General features: G+C 60.5%; 26 protein-coding genes and 1 tRNA gene. 12 read left to right on the top strand and 15 right to left on the bottom strand.

Annotated features, from left to right (window positions below):
- Positions 1-45: 45 nt before the first annotated feature.
- From WCY17_RS10935 to rpsT, 6 genes are all read left to right on the top strand, one after another.
- Positions 46-231 (top strand): Trm112 family protein, encoded by a 186-nt coding sequence (locus WCY17_RS10935; protein ID WP_372702223.1) that lies wholly within the window; start codon positions 46-48, stop codon positions 229-231.
- Entirely contained in the window at positions 228-1,007 is a 780-nt protein-coding gene (kdsB, locus tag WCY17_RS10930; RefSeq protein WP_372702222.1) for a 3-deoxy-manno-octulosonate cytidylyltransferase, read from the top strand. The genes WCY17_RS10935 and kdsB overlap by 4 nt, the downstream gene beginning before the upstream one ends.
- Before the next feature lie 109 nt (positions 1,008-1,116).
- A complete protein-coding gene (gene adk / locus WCY17_RS10925) occupies positions 1,117-1,785 on the top strand; it encodes an adenylate kinase (RefSeq protein WP_372702221.1) in 669 nt (222 codons plus the stop codon).
- Between the two features lie 17 nt (positions 1,786-1,802).
- Positions 1,803-2,561: a 3-hydroxyacyl-CoA dehydrogenase gene (locus WCY17_RS10920; RefSeq protein WP_372702219.1), complete on the top strand. Its 759-nt coding sequence runs from the start codon at positions 1,803-1,805 to the stop codon at positions 2,559-2,561.
- A gap of 6 nt (positions 2,562-2,567) precedes the next feature.
- Complete coding sequence (murJ, locus tag WCY17_RS10915) at positions 2,568-4,121, top strand: murein biosynthesis integral membrane protein MurJ (RefSeq protein WP_372702218.1); 1,554 nt, start codon at positions 2,568-2,570, stop codon at positions 4,119-4,121.
- Positions 4,122-4,170: 49 nt separating this feature from the next.
- Positions 4,171-4,434, top strand: a complete 264-nt coding sequence (gene rpsT, locus WCY17_RS10910; protein WP_372702217.1) for a 30S ribosomal protein S20 — start codon at positions 4,171-4,173, stop codon at positions 4,432-4,434.
- A gap of 51 nt (positions 4,435-4,485) precedes the next feature.
- On the opposite strand, the gene argF is transcribed toward rpsT, so the two are convergent.
- Positions 4,486-5,427 (bottom strand): ornithine carbamoyltransferase, encoded by a 942-nt coding sequence (gene argF, locus WCY17_RS10905; protein ID WP_372702216.1) that lies wholly within the window; start codon positions 5,425-5,427, stop codon positions 4,486-4,488.
- A gap of 130 nt (positions 5,428-5,557) precedes the next feature.
- On the opposite strand from argF, the gene WCY17_RS10900 reads away from it, so the two are divergent.
- Positions 5,558-5,932: a DUF3579 domain-containing protein gene (locus WCY17_RS10900; RefSeq protein WP_372702215.1), complete on the top strand. Its 375-nt coding sequence runs from the start codon at positions 5,558-5,560 to the stop codon at positions 5,930-5,932.
- Between the two features lie 109 nt (positions 5,933-6,041).
- On the opposite strand, the gene argG is transcribed toward WCY17_RS10900, so the two are convergent.
- On the bottom strand, positions 6,042-7,382 hold the full coding sequence (gene argG, locus WCY17_RS10895) for an argininosuccinate synthase (RefSeq protein ID WP_372702214.1): 1,341 nt from the start codon (positions 7,380-7,382) through the stop codon (positions 6,042-6,044).
- A 229-nt stretch (positions 7,383-7,611) separates the two neighbouring features.
- Entirely contained in the window at positions 7,612-8,847 is a 1,236-nt protein-coding gene (locus WCY17_RS10890) for an alpha/beta hydrolase family protein (RefSeq protein WP_372702213.1), read from the bottom strand.
- 237 nt (positions 8,848-9,084) lie between these two features.
- Between WCY17_RS10890 and WCY17_RS10885 the strand changes: the two genes are divergently transcribed.
- Positions 9,085-9,672: a peroxidase-related enzyme gene (locus tag WCY17_RS10885; RefSeq protein WP_372702212.1), complete on the top strand. Its 588-nt coding sequence runs from the start codon at positions 9,085-9,087 to the stop codon at positions 9,670-9,672.
- Between the two features lie 31 nt (positions 9,673-9,703).
- A tRNA-Ala gene (locus WCY17_RS10880) sits at positions 9,704-9,779 on the top strand.
- 112 nt (positions 9,780-9,891) lie between these two features.
- Here the strand turns inward: WCY17_RS10880 and WCY17_RS10875 are convergent.
- From WCY17_RS10875 to WCY17_RS10850, 6 genes are all read right to left on the bottom strand, one after another.
- Positions 9,892-10,881: a ParA family protein gene (locus WCY17_RS10875; RefSeq protein WP_372702211.1), complete on the bottom strand. Its 990-nt coding sequence runs from the start codon at positions 10,879-10,881 to the stop codon at positions 9,892-9,894.
- Complete coding sequence (locus WCY17_RS10870; RefSeq protein WP_372702210.1) at positions 10,878-12,080, bottom strand: ATP-binding protein; 1,203 nt, start codon at positions 12,078-12,080, stop codon at positions 10,878-10,880. Before WCY17_RS10870 ends, WCY17_RS10875 begins: the two co-directional genes overlap by 4 nt.
- Positions 12,061-12,324: a helix-turn-helix domain-containing protein gene (locus WCY17_RS10865; RefSeq protein ID WP_372702209.1), complete on the bottom strand. Its 264-nt coding sequence runs from the start codon at positions 12,322-12,324 to the stop codon at positions 12,061-12,063. The genes WCY17_RS10870 and WCY17_RS10865 overlap by 20 nt, the downstream gene beginning before the upstream one ends.
- A complete protein-coding gene (locus WCY17_RS10860; protein ID WP_372702208.1) occupies positions 12,254-12,481 on the bottom strand; it encodes a HigA family addiction module antitoxin in 228 nt (75 codons plus the stop codon). Before WCY17_RS10860 ends, WCY17_RS10865 begins: the two co-directional genes overlap by 71 nt.
- 148 nt (positions 12,482-12,629) lie before the next feature.
- A complete protein-coding gene (locus WCY17_RS10855; RefSeq protein WP_372702207.1) occupies positions 12,630-13,127 on the bottom strand; it encodes a hypothetical protein in 498 nt (165 codons plus the stop codon).
- A gap of 218 nt (positions 13,128-13,345) precedes the next feature.
- Positions 13,346-13,477 carry a hypothetical protein gene (locus WCY17_RS10850; protein ID WP_372702206.1) on the bottom strand — a complete coding sequence of 44 codons (132 nt, stop codon included), beginning with the start codon at positions 13,475-13,477 and terminating at the stop codon, positions 13,346-13,348.
- A 462-nt stretch (positions 13,478-13,939) separates the two neighbouring features.
- Here WCY17_RS10850 and WCY17_RS10845 point away from each other — a divergent pair, with 462 nt between their 5' ends.
- Entirely contained in the window at positions 13,940-14,647 is a 708-nt protein-coding gene (locus WCY17_RS10845) for a hypothetical protein (RefSeq protein ID WP_372702205.1), read from the top strand.
- Positions 14,648-14,789: 142 nt separating this feature from the next.
- Here the strand turns inward: WCY17_RS10845 and WCY17_RS10840 are convergent, their stop codons facing one another.
- From WCY17_RS10840 to WCY17_RS10820, 5 genes are all read right to left on the bottom strand, one after another.
- Positions 14,790-15,704, bottom strand: coding sequence for a WYL domain-containing protein (locus WCY17_RS10840; RefSeq protein ID WP_372702204.1), 915 nt, complete (start codon positions 15,702-15,704; stop codon positions 14,790-14,792).
- Between the two features lie 136 nt (positions 15,705-15,840).
- Positions 15,841-17,250 carry an FAD-binding oxidoreductase gene (locus WCY17_RS10835; RefSeq protein ID WP_372702203.1) on the bottom strand — a complete coding sequence of 470 codons (1,410 nt, stop codon included), beginning with the start codon at positions 17,248-17,250 and terminating at the stop codon, positions 15,841-15,843.
- Between the two features lie 2 nt (positions 17,251-17,252).
- Entirely contained in the window at positions 17,253-17,450 is a 198-nt protein-coding gene (locus WCY17_RS10830) for a hypothetical protein (protein ID WP_372702202.1), read from the bottom strand.
- On the bottom strand, positions 17,426-17,590 hold the full coding sequence (locus WCY17_RS10825; protein ID WP_372702201.1) for a hypothetical protein: 165 nt from the start codon (positions 17,588-17,590) through the stop codon (positions 17,426-17,428). Before WCY17_RS10825 ends, WCY17_RS10830 begins: the two co-directional genes overlap by 25 nt.
- Positions 17,591-17,631: 41 nt before the next feature.
- Positions 17,632-18,339, bottom strand: coding sequence for an SDR family NAD(P)-dependent oxidoreductase (locus WCY17_RS10820; protein ID WP_372702200.1), 708 nt, complete (start codon positions 18,337-18,339; stop codon positions 17,632-17,634).
- A 313-nt stretch (positions 18,340-18,652) separates the two neighbouring features.
- Here WCY17_RS10820 and WCY17_RS10815 point away from each other — a divergent pair, with 313 nt between their 5' ends.
- Together WCY17_RS10815 and WCY17_RS10810 are read left to right on the top strand one after the other, a co-directional pair.
- The gene (locus WCY17_RS10815) at positions 18,653-19,390 is read left to right on the top strand and encodes an SDR family NAD(P)-dependent oxidoreductase (RefSeq protein ID WP_372702199.1); all 738 of its coding nucleotides are present in this window, start codon (positions 18,653-18,655) and stop codon (positions 19,388-19,390) included.
- Positions 19,391-19,463: 73 nt separating this feature from the next.
- On the top strand, positions 19,464-20,159 hold the full coding sequence (locus tag WCY17_RS10810; RefSeq protein ID WP_372702198.1) for a FadR/GntR family transcriptional regulator: 696 nt from the start codon (positions 19,464-19,466) through the stop codon (positions 20,157-20,159).
- A gap of 378 nt (positions 20,160-20,537) precedes the next feature.
- Here the strand turns inward: WCY17_RS10810 and WCY17_RS10805 are convergent, their stop codons facing one another.
- Positions 20,538-20,729, bottom strand: coding sequence for a hypothetical protein (locus tag WCY17_RS10805; RefSeq protein WP_372702197.1), 192 nt, complete (start codon positions 20,727-20,729; stop codon positions 20,538-20,540).
- Positions 20,730-20,769 lie beyond the last annotated feature (40 nt).

Below are 20,769 nucleotides of genomic sequence, written 5' to 3'. Positions count from 1 at the left end.
GGGTTTTGCCCTTTGATGCGCCGTCATGGCGCCCCATTGCCCACCATGGAAACCCGCCTGCTGCAGATTCTCGTTTGCCCATCGTGCAAGGGGCCATTGCGTCATGACCGCGGACACGACGAACTGGTCTGCGGTGCCGAACATCTGGCCTACCCCATCCAGGACGGCGTGCCCATCCTGCTGCCACAACAGGCCCGGTCACTGCAGGCCGAACCCGATACACCCGCATGAACTTTCTGGTCGTGATCCCGGCGCGGGCCGCGTCCACGCGCCTGCCGGGAAAGCCCCTGCTGGATCTCGGCGGTCTGCCCATGGTCGTGCGTACAGCCCGGCAGGCGGCGCGATCACAGGCCCGACGGGTGCTGGTGGCAACCGATGACCCGACCATCCAGCAGACGGTGCAGGCGCACCACATCGAGTGCATGCTCACCCGGCCGGATCATGCAACCGGCACCGACCGGCTCGCCGAGGTCACCCGGCGGCTGCGTCTGCCCGATGGCGACATCGTCGTCAACGTCCAGGGCGATGAACCCCTGATCGAACCCACCCTCATCGACGCAGTGGCGCAATTGCTCGCGCGGCACACCGAGGCCGCCATGGCAACCTGTGCCGCACCGATCGCCGATGCCGAAGCCCTGTTCAACCCGAATGTCGTCAAGGTGGTCTGTGGCGCGGGCGCACGCGCCCTGTATTTTTCACGCGCCCCAATCCCCTGGGCACGCGACGCACTGGCCGATGGCCGCAAGTGCCTGGCCAGCGGCCTGCCCGCCTGGCATCATATCGGGCTGTATGCGTACCGTGCCGGCTTTCTGCGGCAGTTTCCCGGCTTGCCCGCCGGCCAGCTCGAGCAGTTCGAATCGCTCGAGCAACTGCGCGCCCTCGAACAGGGCCACACGATACTGGTGCATACGGTCAAACACCCGCCCACCCCCGGGATCGATACCGCCGAAGATCTCGAGCGCGTACGCAAAATTCTTGCTCAAGCAGTCACCGCGCCACCTGGCTGAGCCAGTGGCCCCGCTCACCCGGCGCCCGGGCAGCCGCACAAAAAATCATGCACAATTTGTTGCAATGCGGCATAATCGGGCACTTGATTCGACCCCAACGGAGGACATCATGCGTTTGATTCTGCTCGGCCCCCCCGGCGCCGGCAAGGGTACTCAGGCAAGCTTCATCACCGAGGCCTTCGGCATCCCGCAGATTTCCACAGGCGACATGCTGCGAGCCGCGGTGAAGGCCGGAACGCCCCTGGGGCTGAAGGCCAAGGCCGTGATGGATAGCGGTGCACTGGTGTCCGATGACCTCATCATCGGTCTGGTGCGGGATCGCCTGCAGCAGCCCGACTGCCAGGCAGGCTACCTGTTCGATGGCTTTCCGCGTACGATTCCGCAGGCCGATGCCCTGAAAGCGGCGGGCATCACCCTGGACTACGTGATCGAAATCGCCGTCCCCGAAGACGACATCATCGAGCGCATGAGCGGGCGTCGCGTGCATCTGCCCAGTGGCCGGACCTATCACACCCGGTTCAACCCACCGCGCATCGAGGGCCAGGACGACGAAACCGGCGAGCCGCTCATCCAGCGCGATGATGACCGTGAAGACACCGTGCGTCACCGCCTCTCGGTCTACCGCGAACAGACCCGCCCGCTGGTTGACTATTATTCCGGATGGGCCGCATCCGGCGCCAACGAAGCGCCCCATTACGCAAGAATCTCCGGGGTCGGCAGCGTGGACGAAATCCGCTCGCGCATTTTCGCCATCCTGCGCCCCCGCCAATCCGCCTGACACAGGAGTCAAAATCCATGGATATCAAGAATCAAGTCATACTGGTCACCGGAGGCGCATCCGGCCTGGGCGCCGGTACCGCCCGAGCCCTCGTGGCACAGGGTGCCCGCGTCGTACTGGCCGATGTGCAGGACGAGGCAGGCCAGGCCCTGGCCAGCGAACTTGGTCAGACTTACGTGCACTGTGACGTCACATCCGAAGCCGACGCGAGCAAGGCGGTCGAAGCCGCCGCGGCCCTGGGGACCCTGCGTGGCCTGGTCAATTGTGCCGGGATCGCGCCGGCCGCCCGCATCGTGGGCAAACAGGGCGCGCACGATCTCACCCTCTTTCGACGCGTGATCGACATCAATCTCATCGGTACATTCAACATGTCCCGCCTGGCGGCACAGGCCATGACCGGCAACGAGCCACAGGCCACAGGCGAGCGCGGTGTGCTGATCAACACCGCATCGGTCGCTGCCTACGATGGCCAGATCGGCCAAAGCGCCTATTCCGCCTCCAAGGCCGGCGTGGTGGGCATGACATTGGCGATCGCCCGCGACCTGTCGCGCAGTGGCATTCGCTGCATGACCATCGCACCGGGCATCTTCGGCACGCCCATGCTGTTCAACATGCCCCAGGAGGTTCAGGATTCGCTGGCTGCCAGCGTGCCTTTTCCCTCGCGCCTTGGCCGCCCCGAAGACTACGCCAGGCTCGTACTGTCCATCTTCGACAACGACATGCTCAACGGGGAAACCATCCGTCTCGATGGCGCCATCCGCATGGCCCCCAAATAGGTCCCGATGGGGCTGCTGCGCTCGGCTGCCACGGTCAGCAGCCTGACTTTCGTTTCCCGCATCAGTGGCATGCTGCGCGATGTGATCATCGCCAGCCTCTTCGGCGCGGGGGCCATCACGGACGCTTTCTGGGTCGCATTCCGCATCCCCAACCTGTTGCGCCGGCTGTTTGCCGAGGGTGCATTTTCCCAGGCCTTCGTACCCATCCTGGGTGAAGTCCACGCACGCGGCAGCCGCCAGGCCCTGCATCGACTGCTTGACCGCGTCGCCGTATTGCTGTTCCTGACCCTGTGTGCGGTGACGCTGGCCGGCATGCTGGCTGCGCCGTGGGTGGTAACGGCCATTGCCACCGGCCTGCGCGAAGCCAGCCGCGCTGAAGAATTCAGCGAGGCCATCTGGATGACCCGGTTGATGTTCCCGTACATCATCTGCATGTCATTGGTGGCCTTCGCATCCGGCGTCCTGAACACCTTCAGCCGCTTTGCGGTACCCGCCCTGACACCGGTGCTGCTGAACATATCGATGATGGCGACCAGTCTGCTGCTCGCGCAACACGTCGAGCAGCCGATTCACGCACTCGCCATCGGCGTCATCGTGGGCGGGCTGCTGCAGTTCGGCGTGCAATGGGCCGCACTGGCCAGGCTGGGCCTGCTGCCGCGTCCGGTCGGCATTCTCGAGGCCTGGCGCGACAGCACCGTGCACCGCATCATGCGGCAGATGGTTCCGGCCATCCTCGGGGTCTCGGTTGCGCAGCTGTCGCTGCTGATCAATACAAATATTGCCACCTGGCTGGCACCGGGCAGCGTCACCTGGCTCTCGTTTGCCGACCGCCTGATGGAGTTTCCCACCGCTCTGCTGGGCGTGGCTCTGGGCACCGTGCTGCTGCCGACCTTGTCCGCCGCCCATGCCCGGCAGGATCACGACGCCTACAACGCCTTGCTCGACTGGGGGCTGCGCCTGGTGCTGCTGCTGGGCATACCCGCTGCCCTGGGGCTCGCCTTGCTCGCAGACGGATTGGTGGCCACCCTGTTCAACTACGGCGCCTTCACGGCAACGGACGTGGCCCAGACGCGGGTGGCCGTCATGGCCTACGCAGTCGGTTTGCTGGGATTGCTCGCGATCAAGATCCTGGCCCCCGGCTTTTATGCCAAGCAGGATATCCGCACGCCCGTGCGCATTGCCATATTCGTGCTGATCTTCACCCAATTGATGAATCTGGCGTTCGTTCCCTGGCTGGCACACGCCGGGCTCGCGCTGTCGATCGGTCTGGGCGCCAGCGTCAATGCGCTGAGCCTGGTGGTCCTGCTGCGCCGGCGCAAGCTGTACCAGCCTCAGGCTGGCTGGCCCCGGTTCATGTTGCGCATGCTGCCGGCATTGCTGGCCATGGTGGGTTTCCTGCTGTGGGTGCAGACACAGTTCGACTGGATCGCCCTGGGCGCGACGCCCCTGCACCGGGCAGCCTGGCTGCTGCTTGTGGTGGTGGCCGCGGCGCTGATTTATTTTGCCCTGCTCATCACCTGCGGGTTCAGGCTGCGCGACTTTACACGCAAGCCCGTATAGCATAGAATGCTGGTTTTATTTCACCCACCCCGGACATAGTCACACACCCATGGCCAACTCTGCACAAGCACGCAAACGCGCCCGCCAGGCGGTCGCCCTGAACAAACACAATGCCAGCATGCGCTCGATGATGCGCACGGCCATCAAGCGTGTCCGCCAGGCCATCGAAAAAGGCGATCAGGCCGCCGCCAACGAAGTCTTCCAGAAGACCACCAGCGTGATCGACCGCGTGGCAGACAAGAACATCATCCACAAGAATAAGGCTGCACGGCACAAAAGCCGCCTGTCGGCCGCCATCAAGACCATGGCCTGAGCCACACCTGCTGCTTTCCGCGGGGTCAAAGGGTGCCATACGGCACCTTTTTCATGCCTGCTGCCAGCCCAGCAACAGGAACTCCATGAGCGCTTTCTGCGCATGCAGCCGATTTTCGGCCTCGTCCCAGACCACGCTCTGGGGCCCGTCGATGACATCGGCGCTGACTTCCTCGCCCCGGTGGGCCGGCAGACAATGCATGAACAAGGCCTCGGGGCGCGCCGCCTTCATCATGCGCGCATCGACGCACCAATCGGCAAAAGCGCGCCGACGCGTCTCATTTTCGGCCTCGTAGCCCATGCTGGTCCAGACGTCGGTCGTGACCAGATCTGCATCCTTGCAGGCCTCGAGCGGGTCATCGAATTCACGCAGCGTGGCCGGGCCGACATCCCCTGCGCGCAGTGGATCGAGCCTGTAGCCCGGCGGGCCCGACACGTGCAGGGTGAAGCCCAGCAGTTCTGCGGCCTGGAGCCAGGTATAGGCCATGTTGTTGGCATCACCGATCCAGGCGACCGTCTTGCCGGCAATGGCACCACAATGTTCGACGAACGTGAGCACGTCGGCCAGAATCTGGCACGGATGATACTCATTGGTGAGGCCATTGATGACCGGCACCCTGGAATGCGCGGCAAAGCGCTCGATACGGGTCTGCTCGAAGGTGCGGATCATGACCAGATCGACCATGCGGGAAATGACACGCGCCGTGTCCTCGATCGGCTCGGCACGGCCCAGTTGTGAGCCTTCGGTCGTCAGGTAAATGACGGACCCGCCCAACTGATACATGCCGGCCTCGAACGACACCCGGGTACGGGTGCTTGCCTTTTCGAACACCATGGCAAGATTGCGATCGTGCAGCGTGTGGTGTGGCTGGTAGCGCTTGAACTTGTCTTTGATGAGACGGGCCCGCTCGATGACGTACAGGATCTCTTTGGCAGAGAAGTCACGCAATTGCAGGAAATGGCGCAGCGGGCCAGGGTCTTGGGCAGCAGGCATGAGACACTCGAAGCAAAAACAGCATCTTACCCTGCACCCTGGGTCCGCGCAAAACGCCAATCGGATACAATGCGCCACGTGGGCAGGCGGCCCCCGTTCACATCGGGCCTGCCCCAGCCATGGAACCCGTATGCCCCAGCCCTCACATCATTTCATCATCCACGGCAAGACCCTTCAGGGTCAACGCTTCCGCCCAAGCGACTGGGCCGAGCGCCTGGCCGGGGTGCTGTCCCGGTTCCGGCCTGCGGGTTCGTTGTACAACCCGCTGTCCTATTCGCCGTATGCGTTTCCCCGTACCCTGGATGGTTTGCCCTGCGTGGTGGTCGATCATCGGCTGCGCGATATCGAACCCCTGGCCTGGAAATTTGCATGTGATTTTGCAGAAAGCAACCAGTTGCAGACTACCGACAATGCCGCACTGCCCGAGGATGCCGATGGCCCGACGGCCGGCAGCCCGGCCGAGGCGGCGCGTCCGTTGCCGAAACGCAGCGCCGGCGCTGGCTGAACCGCCCCGCGCCCGCCCTGCCGGCGCGGGCTGAACGGCCCCGTCGGCCCTGGCTGAACCGCCCTGCCGACGCCTGGCTGAACCGCCCCGAGCGCGACGCCATCAGGGATCAGGGGTTGGTGTCGTCTTCCAGACGAGGAATGCCCCCCGCATCGGCCTTGCTGAGCAGCCCTACCTGCGTATAGGTAAAGAGCTTGTCGCGCGTATCGACAATATCCAGATTGCGCATCGTGAGCTGCCCGATGCGGTCGCGCGGCGAGAACGTGGACGCCCCCTTCTCCATCGTGAGGCGCTCGGGATGATACGTCAGGTTGGGTGAGCGCGTATCCAGAAGAGAGTAGTCATTGCCCCGGCGCAGTTCGAGCACCACCTCGCCACTGATGGCCCGAGCCACCCAGCGCTGCGCCGTTTCGCGCAGCATGATGGCCTGTGGATCGAACCAGCGGCCCTGGTAGAGCAGGCGCCCCAGGCGCAGCCCATTGATGCGGTACTGTTCGATCGTGTCTTCATTGTGGATGCCGGTGACCAGCCGCTCGTAGGCGATGTGCAACAGTGCCATGCCGGGCGCTTCATAGATGCCGCGACTCTTGGCCTCGATGATGCGATTCTCGATCTGGTCGCTCATCCCCAGACCATGGCGCCCGCCAATGCGGTTGGCCTCGAGCATGAGCTCGACCAGATCGGCATATTCGACACCGTTCAGGGCCACCGGACGGCCTTCCTGGAAGCCTACGGTGACTTCTTCGGCTGCCACTTCGATTTCGGGCTTCCAGAAGGCCACCCCCATGATGGGCTGCACGATGTGCATGCCTGAATCCAGGTGCTCGAGATCCTTGGCCTCGTGCGTGGCACCGAGCATGTTCGAATCGGTGGAATAGGCTTTTTCAGCCGACATCTTGTAGTCAAAGCCGTTTTCGACCATGTATTGCGACATTTCGGCCCGCCCGCCCAGTTCATCGATGAACTGCTGATCGAGCCACGGCTTGTAGACCTTGAGCGCTGGATTGGTGAGCAGGCCATAGCGATAGAAGCGCTCGATGTCGTTGCCCTTGAACGTACTGCCGTCGCCCCAGATATGGACGTCGTCTTCCTGCATGGCGGCCACGAGCATGGTGCCGGTGACGGCCCGCCCTATGGGCGTGGTATTGAAATACGTGACCCCGCCGGTGGACACATGAAATGCATTGCATTGCAAGGCGGCCACCCCTTCGGCCACCAGTTGCGCACGGCAGTCGACCAGACGGGCCCCCTGGGCCCCATAATGCAGGGCCTTGCGTGGAATCTCGTCGTAATCGGATTCATCGGGCTGGCCGAGATTGGCCGTGTAGGCGTAGGGCAAGGCGCCCTTGTTCTTCATCCACAGCAAGGCAGCACTGGTATCGAGCCCACCTGAAAAGGCAATGCCCACCTTCTGGCCAACAGGCAGGCTTTCTAGAATCGTTGAACTCATGGGGATTTTCCGGGTGATCCTGAAAATAACGGCAATCGGGCATTATATCGTCACTGGCCGCCGCGGCCGCACGGGCCGCTGGCCGTACGAGGCCACGGCCACACCGGGCTGCGGCCGTACAAGGCCTCGGCTGCACGAGGCCGTGGTCGTACGCGACCGTGACCGCACGAGGCCACGGCCACCCCCACCCTGGATGGCCATGAGCCACTCAACCCAGCCAATGAGCCACTCAACCCAGCGTTTCCTCCAGCCAATCCATCGATACAGCGGCCGAGAAACCCGGGTTGGCATTCTGGCAATGGCCATCGGCGCCTTGTTCGGCGGTGAATACATGCGGTGTCGCAGGCCCGCCGACATGCGCCACGAAATGCCCGGCCTGCTGCTGCGGGGCGGCCCCCTCACCCTCGCCCACGAGCGCCAGGCAGGGGCATGTGATACGCGCGAGATCGGAATCTTCGACGCGAAACTGCTTCAGGTAGCGATAGGTATCGCGAAATGAAGCCTGCCCCATGCGCAGCATGATGTTGGCGCTCATGGCGCGTTTCTGGGCATCCATGACATGATCGGGGATGTGCGGCAGGTCGTCCGGGCCGAAATCCTCGTCATCGGACAGTTCGGCGGGGTCGAGCCCCGTGAACGAGGTCATGTAGGCATGCAGGTCGATGATGGGAGAATTGGCGATCAGCGCCCCGAGACGGGGCTCGTGCGCTGCGATACGCGTTGCAAAATAGCCCCCGAAGCTGATGCCCATCAGAGCCAGCCGGCTGGCCTGCATGCCCGGCAAGGCCAGAACCCGATCGACCACGGCACGGCCAATGTGCTCGAAATCAGGGCGGAAGTGGCTCTGTGCATTGAAGCGCCAGGCATCCATCTGCCCCGGGCCGGAAAACAGCAGAACATCATGGCCACGTTCGCTGGCGGGTGCCCCATACATCAACCACGACTCTTCGAGCGTGCCATCGTAACCACTGACGATGGCCAGCACATGCCCTGGCCCCTGGGCAGACCCGTTGCGCGGTGCGCGCACATAATAGGCCGGCAGGCGTTGATCATCCAGAGAGAACCACCATTCTTCGCACGCCAGGCCACCCTGATGCATGGCCGTGAGGAAACAGCGCCGGCTGGCCAGACCCAATACGGCGTGCTCCGGATCCTGAATCGAGGCATAGTATTCGGCAGCCCGGTACAGATTACAGGCCACCAGATACTGATCACGCGCACTGATGGCATGCCCCCTGGCCGCACGTGCATCGGCATCGGCCTCTTGGCGGCGCCCCGCCGCAGCAAACACCTGCACCCAGGACGCCGGATCGGCATCCGTGATGCGCGCCGCCAGCGCCAGGCACTCACCCACGGAGGCCCCGCCATAGCGCGTGGCGCCCAACTGACGCATGAGCTGATAGTCCATTTCCGGGTCGGCGAAGCCACGTACCCGCGTACGCCCACGTTCCAACGATTCTGCCATGAGACATCCCCTGAAGACATGCTGCGATTGATCGGCTGCTGCAATTGATCGGCTGCTGCGATCGATCACGGCACTGCGGGCCCTGGCCCTGATGCCGGAAACGACGGGAGCAGAATCACAGTATCGCACCAAAATCCGGCTACAACTGTATGCTAAGGTTGACCTTTGCAGGCCATTGCCGCCAGCGTTGACCTTTACATCCCATTGCTGCCAGCCTTCCAACCGACAGGACACCACATGAGCCAGCCGCCCATCAGCCGTTACCCCATTCCCCGGGTCGAGGACCTGCCTGCCGACATTCGTGAGCGCATCCAGGCGGTCCAGGAAAAGGCCGGTTTCATCCCGAACGTGTTCCTGGCCATGGCCCATCGCCCGGCGGAGTTTCGCGCCTTCTTTGCATACCATGACGCCCTCATGGAAAAAGACAGCGGCCTGACGCCGGCCGAGCGCGAGATGATCGTCGTGGCGACCTCCGGGGCCAATGACTGCCAATACTGCGTGCTTGCGCATGGCGCCATTTTGCGCATCAGGGCACGCAACCCATTGATTGCCGACCAGGTGGCGATCAACCATCGCAAGGCCGATATCAATCCACGCGAGCGGGCCATGCTGGATTTTGCCCTGAAAATTTCGCTGAATGCGCGCGAAATCGAAGAAGCAGACTACCAGGCCCTGTACCCGCATGGCTTCAGCGACGAAGACATCTGGGATATCGCGGCCATCGCCGCATTCTTTGGGCTGAGCAACCGCATGGTGAACTTCATGTCGATGCGCGCCAATGACGAGTTCTATCTCATGGGCCGCCTGCCAAAAGCGGCAAACTGAAGCCTTACATGTGCTAGAATACGCGTCTTTCGGGGACGTAGCTCAGCTGGGAGAGCGTCGCGTTCGCAATGCGAAGGTCGGGAGTTCGATCCTCCTCGTCTCCACCAGAACACACGCCTGACCACTCTTGGTCGGGCGTTTTGTCTGGTACGCCCGGCATGGGCGCACACCTGTGGGTGCAAGTCCCGCCATGTGTTCGGACAAACCTGCTTACCGTCGTCAAACTGCCTCCTTGATTCCTGTGCGATCCGCAATTGCATCGACCAGCGCTGAAAAATCGTCATAACATTGCTGCACGTTCGTCTGGTGAGCACCGATGGCCCCATCGGCACTGCGCAAGCTGAACATGGGTTTGCGCGCCTCCATCGCCATTGGCATCAGACTGCGATAGTGTTTAATCCGTTGGATCTGATTCTGATCACTCGCCAGCAAGTCTTCAGATGCAATATTCAGGACGCTTTTCCGGTAGGCAATTGGCAGCCTCTTCTGCCATTTGGCATACGCTTTTGTTGGCCGCCCCAGACGCTCGGCATGTTGCATCAATACATACCCAACGGGAGCCATTTCCCCCTGCGGCATGGCGCCCAAGGCGCGAGGAGCCTGCTGAAGCGCCGCAACCCATGTGCTGCGCCACTTGCGCAGGACTGGCCCAAGATTCTTCAAACCTTGCAATGAAAAAAGATCGGGCGCCACAGGCATCACCACATGGCTGGATGCCACCAGTGCTGCGCGATTGATGGCCCCCAAGTTTGGTCCCACATCGAGCAGCACCACATCAGCTTGGTGTCGCCTTGCCGCCTCTTCAATCACACGCCAGAAAGCAGTCGTGACGCGAAACGCACGTTCACGCCCTTCCAGGCAACGCGGCCATTCCGTAGACAAATCATCCTCGATGCGGGATAAGGCAAGATCACCGACGAGCAATCCCAAGCGATTGCTTAATGGCTCGATATGCGCTGAACTCACGTCTCCCGTACCATCAAACAACGGCGCAACCGCACCATAAGTCGTGAGCGGATGCTCATTATCCGGCCACAGTGCTTCAAGTCGAGATTCGTCCAACGCCATGATGGACAGGTTGGATTGCGGATCAAGATCTACCGCCAACACCCGAAAACCTTGTTCCGCAAACATGAAAGCACAGTGATAGACCAGCGAAGTCTTGCCCACGCCACCCTTGTTATTGAAAAACGCGATGTGGGCTGTCATGAAGGCTTCCCCTGGATGATTGCTGCAACCACACCCGCTTGCACCTCAAACTGCAGCCGCTGGCCCAGCGCTTTGCGTGCAATGGCGATACCGGCGCCAAAACGCTGTACATAACCCAGCGCCCGCAATGCTTCGGCCAGATTCGGGTTGCGGTAGTCGGTGATGCCGGGTTGACCAAAGTTTTCTGGTGTGACGCTGCCAAACGGACCTCCTGGATTGTGAATTTCGATGCGATCATCAAACCAGTAAACCCGCACCGGCGTATTGGTTGCCTCGTAGCTGCGGTGCATGAGGGCATTGCGTACGAGCTGGCGCAGCGCATCCAGCGGGTAGGCTTCACGGCGATCCTCGGTATCGACGTCACTGAACCGCACCCTGCGCTGGTTGTGGGCGGAAAGCTTTTCCTCCAGACGTCGAATCTGATCGGCGACCGTGCCATGGATGGGTTCTTCATCCAACACGGATGCGGTGAGGTCGTTGCCCGCCAGCCGCAGGAACTGAGCGTAGGCGCCGGGTAGCCAATCGGATGGCAGTTTGCCAATAACCAGTAAGCCGAGAACGGTCGGCGTCGGTTCTTTGTCGCTCAGCACCATCTTCGTGGCAGCCAGCTTCTGCTCGTAGCTGCGCTCATTGGCCTCCAGCACGTCGCGTGCGACCAGCGCGGGCAGATACTCCTGCTCAAAGCGCAGCCGATCGAGATCCGTCAGCTCCGCGTCCCGCATGGGCTGCACATCGAACGGACGATCCTGGTGACGCCGCCGCTCATTCAGGATACGTTCGTCCTGCGCGGTAGCCAGCCCGCGTCGCGGCCCCCAACGCACATGGATGCGGCCCTTGTAGCGTACGGGCGGAGTATCGCAGGACCAGACGGTGATCACGGCCACTTCGTTACCCTGCAACTGACGCTTCTCTACCAGCAAGGTCGGCGGGGGCACGATATTGCCGTCAGTCTTGATGTCCGCCAACTGCCGGAGCAACTCGTCGCTGACTTCAAAATCCGGCATGGGCGTTCCATTATCATGCACCCCAACAAACACCACGCCCGGCACGCCGTGTCCGGCAAGGTCGTTGGCAAACGCACAAACAGCCTCACGAGCCTTCGCAGGTGCATCCCCCTTGAATGATTGTTTGCGTTCCACACGATCCGACTCGGTATCGACCATCATGGCTTCGAGCTGTTCATCGCTGTAGTAACTCATCGCCCTTACCCCCACCGCCATTCTCTTTTTTTGATACCTTGCTGGCAACGTGTACGGGGCTACCAGTCGTTTGCTGTCGGATCCAATTTTGGATGTCGCTACGCGAAAACCGCCAAGCCCCGCCCAGCTTGAACGCTGGAATATCGCCACTCGCCGCGAGCCTGTATACCGTACTAATCCGCCTGCATCTGCAACCACATGATGGCCGTCGGTGCCGGTATCCATTTAGCCAGCCGCAGTGCAAGTTCAGGCGTTACACCCGCACGCCCATTGATGAAGCGGGAAAACTGCACGCGCGACACTCCCAAATGTGCGGCGGCTTCGGTCGCAGTAACATCTAGCGCAGGTAGCACGTCTTCCTTGAGGAGGCTGCCTGGGTGCGGTAGGTCGTACCTCTGCATGACGCGATTATAGACTCACGAGACAACAAAACCAGCCTCTCTTTTGCTCACCAGTCCCAAGCTCTCCGCTATCCTTCAATAGGCGAGTTTGTAATCTGCCCCCTGCTCCACCACCAGAACACACGCCTGACAGGTCTCTGTCGGGCGTTCAGCCTTCTCTCAACGCAACCAGTTGGTTGCTCGGCCCTTCCGACCGAAGGTTGAAGCTCGGGCTGTTCGACACCAGGTACGCCAAAGGCCGCATCAGGTTGAATGGAAACAGCACGGGCAGCGACTGCAGACCAGCCGCAGGTACAGGCTTGCGGGCGTAACGGACAGCCGCTTCGATCAACCAGACGGTAAGCGCATCGCTGTCGATGCGTTCCTGTGGCAGGCGAGTGACCCGCCTGCCTTTCTCGATCCGCTCGACCGCGCCCCAGCTCGCCAAACTCTGGATGACCATATTGGTCATGCGCCGGGTGCCTTCACGTTCACCGTAGATTTCACTCATGCGCCGATGCACTTCTGCGGACGCGCAGTCACCCTGGATGGCGGACAGACGGCCCACCAACTCGGCCACCTTGCCAAAGAACGGGTACGTCGCCATCGCCATCCCCCAGCACAGCGCGGCGACCGGAATGCCCGGCTGAGCCTTGTGGATGGCCACGCCGCGATCCGCGTAATCCACCAATTCGGCGCGTGGCTCCAGCCAGAGCCGATTCAGTACGGTGCGTGTTTTCTTCCTGGCTGCCACGCCAAGCCCAGCAGTGTCGAGCAGTGCATTCAGATCATCCAGCTCAGCCACACCTGCACGAACATTCAGTGCTGCGGCTGCCCAATCAAGCTGAATGAACCGATCAAAGCCAATTTTTGGGGCTGATGCGTTCATTCGTTACCTATCAAATAACTGACTTTCACAAAGGGCACGATCAACTCCTCGACCGATACCCCGCCGTGGACGACCACCTGGTCGCCCTCCGGCACAAAGGCTGTTCGCCCGCCAGCGAACAGCGGCATGAAGTTCGCAGGAAGGCCTGCGACGTCCAATCGGACGGTATTGGGATAGGCCGTTGCTGAATCGATCCGCAATGGCTCGCTCCGGTACCGATACACATAGTGATCCAGTTCATTGCGGCAAAATCGCCATGCCCCACAACTTATGGGCAGGAATCTTGCCTGCGCCAGCAAGTCGGTAGACCATTCGTTTGCTCGTTTTCATGCAGAACGCAACATCATCCAGCGTCAGGATGTCGGTCTCCAGAACATCCGTACGCGCCTTCGAGATTCAAACAGTCACTGACCAAATCAGGACGATTTTGTCATACGCTCGTGGTACGTGCCATAGACATCTTCCAGAGGCATCGCCAAGTCACCTTTTATCTCGACAACAAGATCAAAATGATGCTATTATACATTGAATCAAAATGATTCGACAATGATATCTCGTTCAACGCTCAAGACAGATGAGGATACCCAGCCATGAATTGGCGTGACATCGAACGCCGCGACGAAGAAGGGTGGCATGTCCGCGCAGTATCCGGAAGCATCGCCAACCGCCCCGCGCTGAGCATGAGTCCGTATTGCGGTTGCTTCCACTGCAAGCGCATACTCGCCTTTCGCGATATCCGCGAATGGACCGACGCACCCTACGGAACCTCGCCAGACAAATACAATGAAACAGGGGACACCGCCCTATGCCCGCATTGCGGGTTCGATACGGTCATAGGGTCCGCGTCCGGGTTTTCCGTGACCGAAGCCCTGCTGGAACAGATGCACGCCTACTGGTTTGCCCCCGGTCCCGATTACGAATTCGTCCAGCGAACCCGCCCGCAGCCCGAAGCGCACGACCCCGTGGACACCGAAGAGCCGGTCATGCACGAAGACAATACCAGGTCCATCCGCACTGCCACGGGGGATCACATCGATGCCCACAAAGCATCCTTCAAGAACCGCGACTCCATCGAACGCAGTACACACTGTGGGTGTTTTCATTGCGTGCGCATTTTCGAACCCGAAGACATCACCGACTGGTGGGATTCCCCCGAGGGAACGCCGCATTTCCTGGACAATGCCCTGGGTCTGACCGCCACCTGCCCGCACTGCGGGATCGATTCCGTCATCGGATCCGCTTCGGGTTACCCCATCACGACAGAATTCCTGCTCAGGATGTACCACGCCTGGTTTTGACGCGGCGCGCGAGCGCCAGCACGCCGTTGAACATACCGCCGACGACATCCGGCACCCCCATGCAGTTCCAACACGCATCGGCCGCCCGCCCTGCGTCCGATTTTCATGAATTTGAACGCAACCCAAAGGAGTCTGCCATGCGTCAGCGGCCGTGTACACCATCGGACTGTGCACTGGCCTCATACCCCGGCGCCAGCACTGCGTTGGACACGCCGTCGAGCTGGCCGACGTCGGCCAGCCACAGGCGGAATTCGGGCCCCTTCAGGCACGCATCGCGGCTGCAGTCGACCAGCCACTGCCTGAGCATATAGCCGGCCACCGCAGCGCGGATCGTGACCGTGAGACGTCCGTGGCGCATCCCCAGGTCACGCTCGATAGATCGCGGATAGGGTTGCGCGGGGTGTGGCACGAAGTGCAGCACCACCATGCGATTCCACTGCTCATCGGCCATGGCCTGTTCTTCGGGCACCGATTCGCCTGCCCTGCCCGACACCGGCTCTGCCTGCGCCATTCGCGTGAGCACCAGATCCTGGAAGCGCCCCCTGGTGCGATCGAATGCGCGCGCATGCCAGCGCAAACCCGAATCCACCAAGGCATGTGGCACGATTTCACGATGCTGCGGCCCGTCGGTGATCGAGTGATAAGTCAGACCCAGGGCATACCCCCCCTGAATGGCGCGGGTCACGGTGGCCAGATCTTCGAGCCGGGGCTGGTTCAGCCGCACCGGAACGGCATGCGAAATCGGCGCAGCGCTGGTGGCGGGCTCGCTCATGCCAAAGCCCGATGTGAGCATGGCCAGGACCCGATCCACGTCATGACAGAACAGGGGCACGAACGACGGCAGATAGTGGTAGGCCTTGCGCTCGTATACGACGTTTCGAGGGGCCAGATCACGGTACAGGGCCAGATCACGCGTACCCGCCGCCGTGGCCACCTCGAAGCGCTCGAGCACGTCCTTGCGCGCCACCTGCCCATGAAACCACACGCGGAACTCGATATAGGCCAGGCGCTGGCGCTGGGCGGCAGAAAATTCCAGAAGGGCGGCATCCATCGACATGGGATCGTGACACGTTTGTGATCAGATCGCCTACTCTACCACAACGAGATCAAAATGATCTTGTTAAACAGGAACGTGCGCATCATCCGGCGCTGCTCGCACACGATGATTGGTTCGGGGTCGATCACGCGCCGGATCAAGGCAATATCTTGCCTGGGTTGAGTATATTTCGACTATCCAGAACAGCCTTGATTTCGTTCATGAGTTGCAGGGTTTCGGCACCATATTCCATGAGCAGGAAGTCACGCTTGTGCAGGCCCACACCATGTTCACCTGTGCATGTACCACCCATGGAGATGGCCCGTTCAACTACGCGCTGGTTGATCTGCTCACAGGCTGCCCATTCGGTGGGATCATCATGATTCAACAGCATCTGCACGTGGAAATTGCCGTCGCCGACGTGCCCGACAATAATGTACGGAAACGGCGCGCTTTCCAGATCTGCCGCCGTGTCGTTGATACAATCAGCCAGACGGGAAATGGGGACGCAAACATCCGTGGAAATCGAGCGGCAGCCTGGTCGAAGCTGGATGGCCGCAAAATACACCTTGTGCCGAGCCTCCCAGAGCCGGTCACTGTTTTCAGCGCCTTGGGCCCAGTCGAAATCCTGGCCATGATGGGCTTGGGTAATCTCTTGTACTGTAGCCACCTGTTTTTGCAGCACTGCAGGGTCGCCGGCAAATTCCATCAGCAGCAACGGAGACACACGCATGTCAAGATGGCTGTACTGGTTCACCGCCCGCACAGTATTCACATCCATCAGCTCAACCCGGGACATGGGGATGCCCATCTGTACGATGTCGATGACCGTTCGTACAGCATCATCGATGGTATCGAAGTTGCAGATCGCGGACATCTGCTCTTCTGGCCGCGGGTACAGGCGCACCGTGACCTCCACCACAATGCCCAGCGTGCCCTCACTGCCCACGAACAGGCGGGTAAGGTCATATCCCGCAGATGACTTGCGTGCCCTGTGCCCGGTATTGATGACCCGGCCATCCGCAAGTACCACCTTGAGATTGACCACGTTTTCGCGCATGGTCCCATAGCGCACGGCATTGGTGCCCGATGCACGGGTCGCCACCATACCGCCAAAGCTTGCATCCGCACCAGGATCGACAGGAAAAAACAACCCGGTATCGTGCAACTGGGCATTGAGCGCTTCACGCGTGACCCCCGGTTCTACCGTTGCCTGCATGTCATCGGCATGGATCTTCAGAATGCGATTCATGCCCATCATGTCCAGACTGATACCGCCTTCGACTGGCAGCAATTGCCCTTCCAGAGACGAGCCCGCCCCTCGCGCAATGAGCGGGATGTGATGCTGATGGCAATATTTGGCAAGCCACACGACATCATCGACCGAACGCGCAAAAATGACGGCATCGGGCTCAATGGGTGTGTACGGGGATTCGTCGGCGCCATGCAACTGCAGCACCGATGCGTTGGTCGAGCAGGCCGTCCCGAACTGCGCCCGCAATACATCAAGGAAATCATCCGGAAGAGGTCTGGGGATTTTCTCTACGGTATAACTGGTGGTGCCCATGGTTACGCGTCTTCCAGATCAGACATAATGAAACCTATTTTCATGAATGGTGAGTCAGGATGTTCTTTTCCGTAACTGATGATCTTGATTTCATCGTCGAGGATGGTTGGCGTTTTTTCTTGTTCCACACCGGAAAATGAAGCAAGATTTTCTTTGCAGTGTGCCACATTAGCTTCTATATCGTCCAGAAAACCGGACATTTCCATTTGGCCTTGACACCAGTGACGCGCCAGCGCCCGGAACTGTTCAGCAGCTGGGGATCTGCGTCGCGCCAGTCTTCATCGGTCACCCGGATATCCACCCAGGGCGCAGGGGATGTCAGCGAAATGCATTCAGGCATGAAAAAGCCCCTTTGACAAACGGCTGAATTTTGACAAACGGTTAAATGTATCCATTGGCCGTCCAGCCACCATCGGCCACTGCAATATGGCCATTGATGAACGCGGCGTGATCCGATGCCAGAAACAGCCCCAATGCGGCGATCTCTTCAGGTGTACCCAGGCGCCCGGATGGCGTGCGGCGCTGCAGGGCCTGGAGATCCAACCGCTTGCGCTGCACCAGTTCATCGACCAGTTGCGTACGCACATAGCCTGGCGCAATCGCGTTCACCCGCAGCCCCAGCGGCCCCCATTCGGCGGCCAGCGACTTGGTGAACATGACCACGGCACCCTTGCTGGCACAATAGGCGGCGCGTTCCGGCGCCGCCACCACACCATACATCGAAGCCAGATTCAATATCACGCCCTGCCCCAGAGGCACCATGATGCGGCCCGCTGCGCGGGCACAATAGAAAGTACCGTTCAGATTGACGTCGATGGCCTTGCGCCAGTCGGCCCCCGAGAGTTCGAGCGTGGGTGCATTCATGCTGAGCCCGGCATTGTTCACGAGCACGTCAAGACGCATCCAGCGTGCCCGGATCGCCTCGAAGGCCTGTGCCACTTGCGGCTCATCCTGCACCGAAGTGCTCGCAGACATCAGTTGCACATCGGGAAAGTCGTGTGTCAGCCTGTCGCAGGCCGTCAGCAAGGCCGGGCCGTCCATATCGAGCAGGGCCAGATGCGCGCCGGCCGCCGCGAAGGCGTGCGCCATGGCCAGGCCGATGCCGGTGGCTGCACCGGTTATGCAGACGACCTTGCCCCGCAAGCCGGCAAATGACAGCGTACAGGCCGTTTCAGTAAAAGCAGGCTGTGATGAATTGATGACTGGCTCCTTGCGCCTGCAGGCGCGCCATCCTGTCTGATAAGAAGCCTTGTTTGTCAGACAAGCTGAGTATAATTCTAAACAGGCCCGGGTCGACCTGACAACAAGGACATCAACCCGGAACACCGCCGTGATCAGCAATCAGGCGGTGGTTTTCAGTTGCGGGACCATTTTCGTCCGATTCACGCCCCGGGAGAACAGGATGATCCGATTCGATGGCAAGACAGCCCTGATTACAGGCGCAACAGGCGGGATCGGTCGCGAAGTGGCCCGTCTGATGGGCCACGCCGGGGCGCATCTGGCGCTCTGCGACAAGGATTCCAGCAGGCTTTCGGCCTTGCAGCACGAACTGGAAACACTGGGGCAGCCCATCAGCCAGCACGCGGCCGACCTGTCCGATGCCAGCGCGTGCCAGGCAACCATTGACGCCACAGCAGGCGCCCACGGCGGGATCGACTACGTGATCCACGCTGCCGGCATCTACCCGGAACAACTGATGGCCGACATGACGCCCGGGCAGTGGCGTGAGTTGATGGCCATCAACCTGGACGCCTGCTTCTACCTGTATCAGGCCGTCATCCCGCATCTGAATCCTGACAGCGCCATTGTCACGCTGTCATCCATGGCAGGCCACCGCGGCAGCTACGCGCATGCCCACTACGCAGCATCCAAGGGCGCCGTATCCAGCCTGAGCAAGAGCCTCGCACGGGAACTCGCCCCCCGTACGCGGGTGAACATCGTGTCGCCTGGCATCATTGCAACCCCAATGACCGATGATCTCATCCGTCAGAGGGGCCCCGAACTGCTGCAGGGCACCCCCATGGGCCGCTTCGGCAAGGCTTCGGAAGTGGCCGGTGCCGTGGCATTTTTGTGTTCCGACCTGGCCTCCTACATGACTGGCGAAACGCTGCATGTCAACGGCGGCCTTTATATCGTCTGACAGAACATTGACCTGATGCGGGACAGGGCACCTGACCCGCTGTTCTCGACGGCACAACCGGGCAGTCAATGAAATGAAACACACCGCACTGAGCACGCGGATCGTCCAATGGCTGAAGCAGGAAATCACACTCGGACATATTGAGGAAGGCGGCAGACTGCCGAGCGAAAAAGAACTCTGCGAGCAATTCCAGGTCAGCCGGTCCGTGGTACGTGAAGCGATATCCCAGCTGAAATCGGCAGGCCTCGTCAGTTCCCATCAAGGGCGTGGCGTATTTGTCCACAAACGCGAGCAACATCAGTCATTTCGGCTCGAGCCACCATCCCTGCATGACCAGCGGGAAGTCACCCACATCATTGAACTGCTGGTCGCCGTCGAGTCCGCCTCGGCTCGTTACGCGGCCAAACGCAGAAATGAAGACGATCTGCGGAAAATCCGGCGCGAACTCGTCGGCATGGAATATGCCATCCTCAATGACCTCAGCGGTGAGGAACACGATTATGCCTTTCATCAGGCTATCGTCGAAGCCACCCGCAATCCGCACTTCGTTGCACTCAGCGAATATTTTGAGCAGCATGTCCGCCGCATCATTCGTCAGGCCCGAAAAAACACCATGTCCCAGCATCAGGATCTCGTGGCGGCAGTACAGAAGGAACACGAGGCGATCTATCACGCGATCGAGAAAGGCTGCCCCGCATCCGCCGCGGATGCAGCCGAGCGGCATCTCAGAAATGCCGCCCGGCGGCTGAACATCTACCTGGCGGACTGATCCCTGCCATCGCCGACTGACAGTTTGAAGCGCGGCCCACTGCCCCACCCATATCGCCGGCTCCGAATATGCGGATGACTGCCTGCGATCCGGCTCAAGCAGCCCTTGCAGATGGCGTTTGGTGCCAGCGAAAGCGAACGATAGCCAAGAATCCACGCCAGATTGATGTAAGCTATAAAGTTATATAAATTTAATTTTTCCAATTAGATCAATAACTTAAAAATCAACCTTACTCCCACTCGATTATCAATAGGATATTTATCTTATTGATTTAAATCAGTATTTCCAACCATATAAAGCCCAATACCATAAAAAATACCATGTTCAGCGTGACACCTGAGCGTCCCCAACAATGCCAGACACTACCTGAATATCCGCTCAGCGCTGTGCTGGTTTGCTACGCGGCGGCTCCTTCGAGTCAGGCGGATTCGGCCCGATGTAGACGGATTTACCATCCTTCCACACCACGGCGTACTGGCCTAAACGGCGCTTCCGATCCAGTGCCTTGGCCACGGAATTACGCAGGCTTTCCAGTGCCTTGCGCGTGTCTTCATCATATTGGGGAGTCATAGGCCCGCCTCACTGCGTAGGTGCCGATAGACGGCATCAT

Origin of the sequence: Castellaniella sp., from assembly GCF_041677825.1 — a bacterium.
Taxonomy (GTDB): Bacteria; Pseudomonadota; Gammaproteobacteria; order Burkholderiales; family Burkholderiaceae_B; genus Castellaniella.
This window is presented reverse-complemented; position numbering and strand designations above follow the sequence as displayed.

Bases quoted from the DNA above. Each gene is read 5' to 3' on its own strand.
- argF (WP_372702216.1), bottom strand. From the start codon at position 5,427: ATGCCTGCTGCCCAAGACCCTGGCCCGCTGCGCCATTTCCTGCAATTG.
- murJ (WP_372702218.1), top strand. From the start codon at position 2,568: ATGGGGCTGCTGCGCTCGGCTGCCACGGTCAGCAGCCTGACTTTCGTT.
- kdsB (WP_372702222.1), top strand. From the start codon at position 228: ATGAACTTTCTGGTCGTGATCCCGGCGCGGGCCGCGTCCACGCGCCTG.
- WCY17_RS10870 (WP_372702210.1), bottom strand. From the start codon at position 12,080: ATGAGTTACTACAGCGATGAACAGCTCGAAGCCATGATGGTCGATACC.
- WCY17_RS10835 (WP_372702203.1), bottom strand. From the start codon at position 17,250: ATGGGCACCACCAGTTATACCGTAGAGAAAATCCCCAGACCTCTTCCG.
- WCY17_RS10875 (WP_372702211.1), bottom strand. From the start codon at position 10,881: ATGACAGCCCACATCGCGTTTTTCAATAACAAGGGTGGCGTGGGCAAG.
- WCY17_RS10850 (WP_372702206.1), bottom strand. From the start codon at position 13,477: ATGCCGCTGTTCGCTGGCGGGCGAACAGCCTTTGTGCCGGAGGGCGAC.
- WCY17_RS10815 (WP_372702199.1), top strand. From the start codon at position 18,653: ATGATCCGATTCGATGGCAAGACAGCCCTGATTACAGGCGCAACAGGC.
- rpsT (WP_372702217.1), top strand. From the start codon at position 4,171: ATGGCCAACTCTGCACAAGCACGCAAACGCGCCCGCCAGGCGGTCGCC.
- argG (WP_372702214.1), bottom strand. From the start codon at position 7,382: ATGAGTTCAACGATTCTAGAAAGCCTGCCTGTTGGCCAGAAGGTGGGC.
- WCY17_RS10840 (WP_372702204.1), bottom strand. From the start codon at position 15,704: ATGTCGATGGATGCCGCCCTTCTGGAATTTTCTGCCGCCCAGCGCCAG.
- WCY17_RS10810 (WP_372702198.1), top strand. From the start codon at position 19,464: ATGAAACACACCGCACTGAGCACGCGGATCGTCCAATGGCTGAAGCAG.
- WCY17_RS10805 (WP_372702197.1), bottom strand. From the start codon at position 20,729: ATGACTCCCCAATATGATGAAGACACGCGCAAGGCACTGGAAAGCCTG.
- WCY17_RS10830 (WP_372702202.1), bottom strand. From the start codon at position 17,450: ATGTCCGGTTTTCTGGACGATATAGAAGCTAATGTGGCACACTGCAAA.
- WCY17_RS10885 (WP_372702212.1), top strand. From the start codon at position 9,085: ATGAGCCAGCCGCCCATCAGCCGTTACCCCATTCCCCGGGTCGAGGAC.
- WCY17_RS10900 (WP_372702215.1), top strand. From the start codon at position 5,558: ATGCCCCAGCCCTCACATCATTTCATCATCCACGGCAAGACCCTTCAG.
- WCY17_RS10890 (WP_372702213.1), bottom strand. From the start codon at position 8,847: ATGGCAGAATCGTTGGAACGTGGGCGTACGCGGGTACGTGGCTTCGCC.
- WCY17_RS10935 (WP_372702223.1), top strand. From the start codon at position 46: ATGGAAACCCGCCTGCTGCAGATTCTCGTTTGCCCATCGTGCAAGGGG.
- WCY17_RS10820 (WP_372702200.1), bottom strand. From the start codon at position 18,339: ATGGCGCACGCCTTCGCGGCGGCCGGCGCGCATCTGGCCCTGCTCGAT.
- WCY17_RS10860 (WP_372702208.1), bottom strand. From the start codon at position 12,481: ATGCAGAGGTACGACCTACCGCACCCAGGCAGCCTCCTCAAGGAAGAC.
- WCY17_RS10920 (WP_372702219.1), top strand. From the start codon at position 1,803: ATGGATATCAAGAATCAAGTCATACTGGTCACCGGAGGCGCATCCGGC.
- WCY17_RS10845 (WP_372702205.1), top strand. From the start codon at position 13,940: ATGAATTGGCGTGACATCGAACGCCGCGACGAAGAAGGGTGGCATGTC.
- adk (WP_372702221.1), top strand. From the start codon at position 1,117: ATGCGTTTGATTCTGCTCGGCCCCCCCGGCGCCGGCAAGGGTACTCAG.
- WCY17_RS10825 (WP_372702201.1), bottom strand. From the start codon at position 17,590: ATGCCTGAATGCATTTCGCTGACATCCCCTGCGCCCTGGGTGGATATC.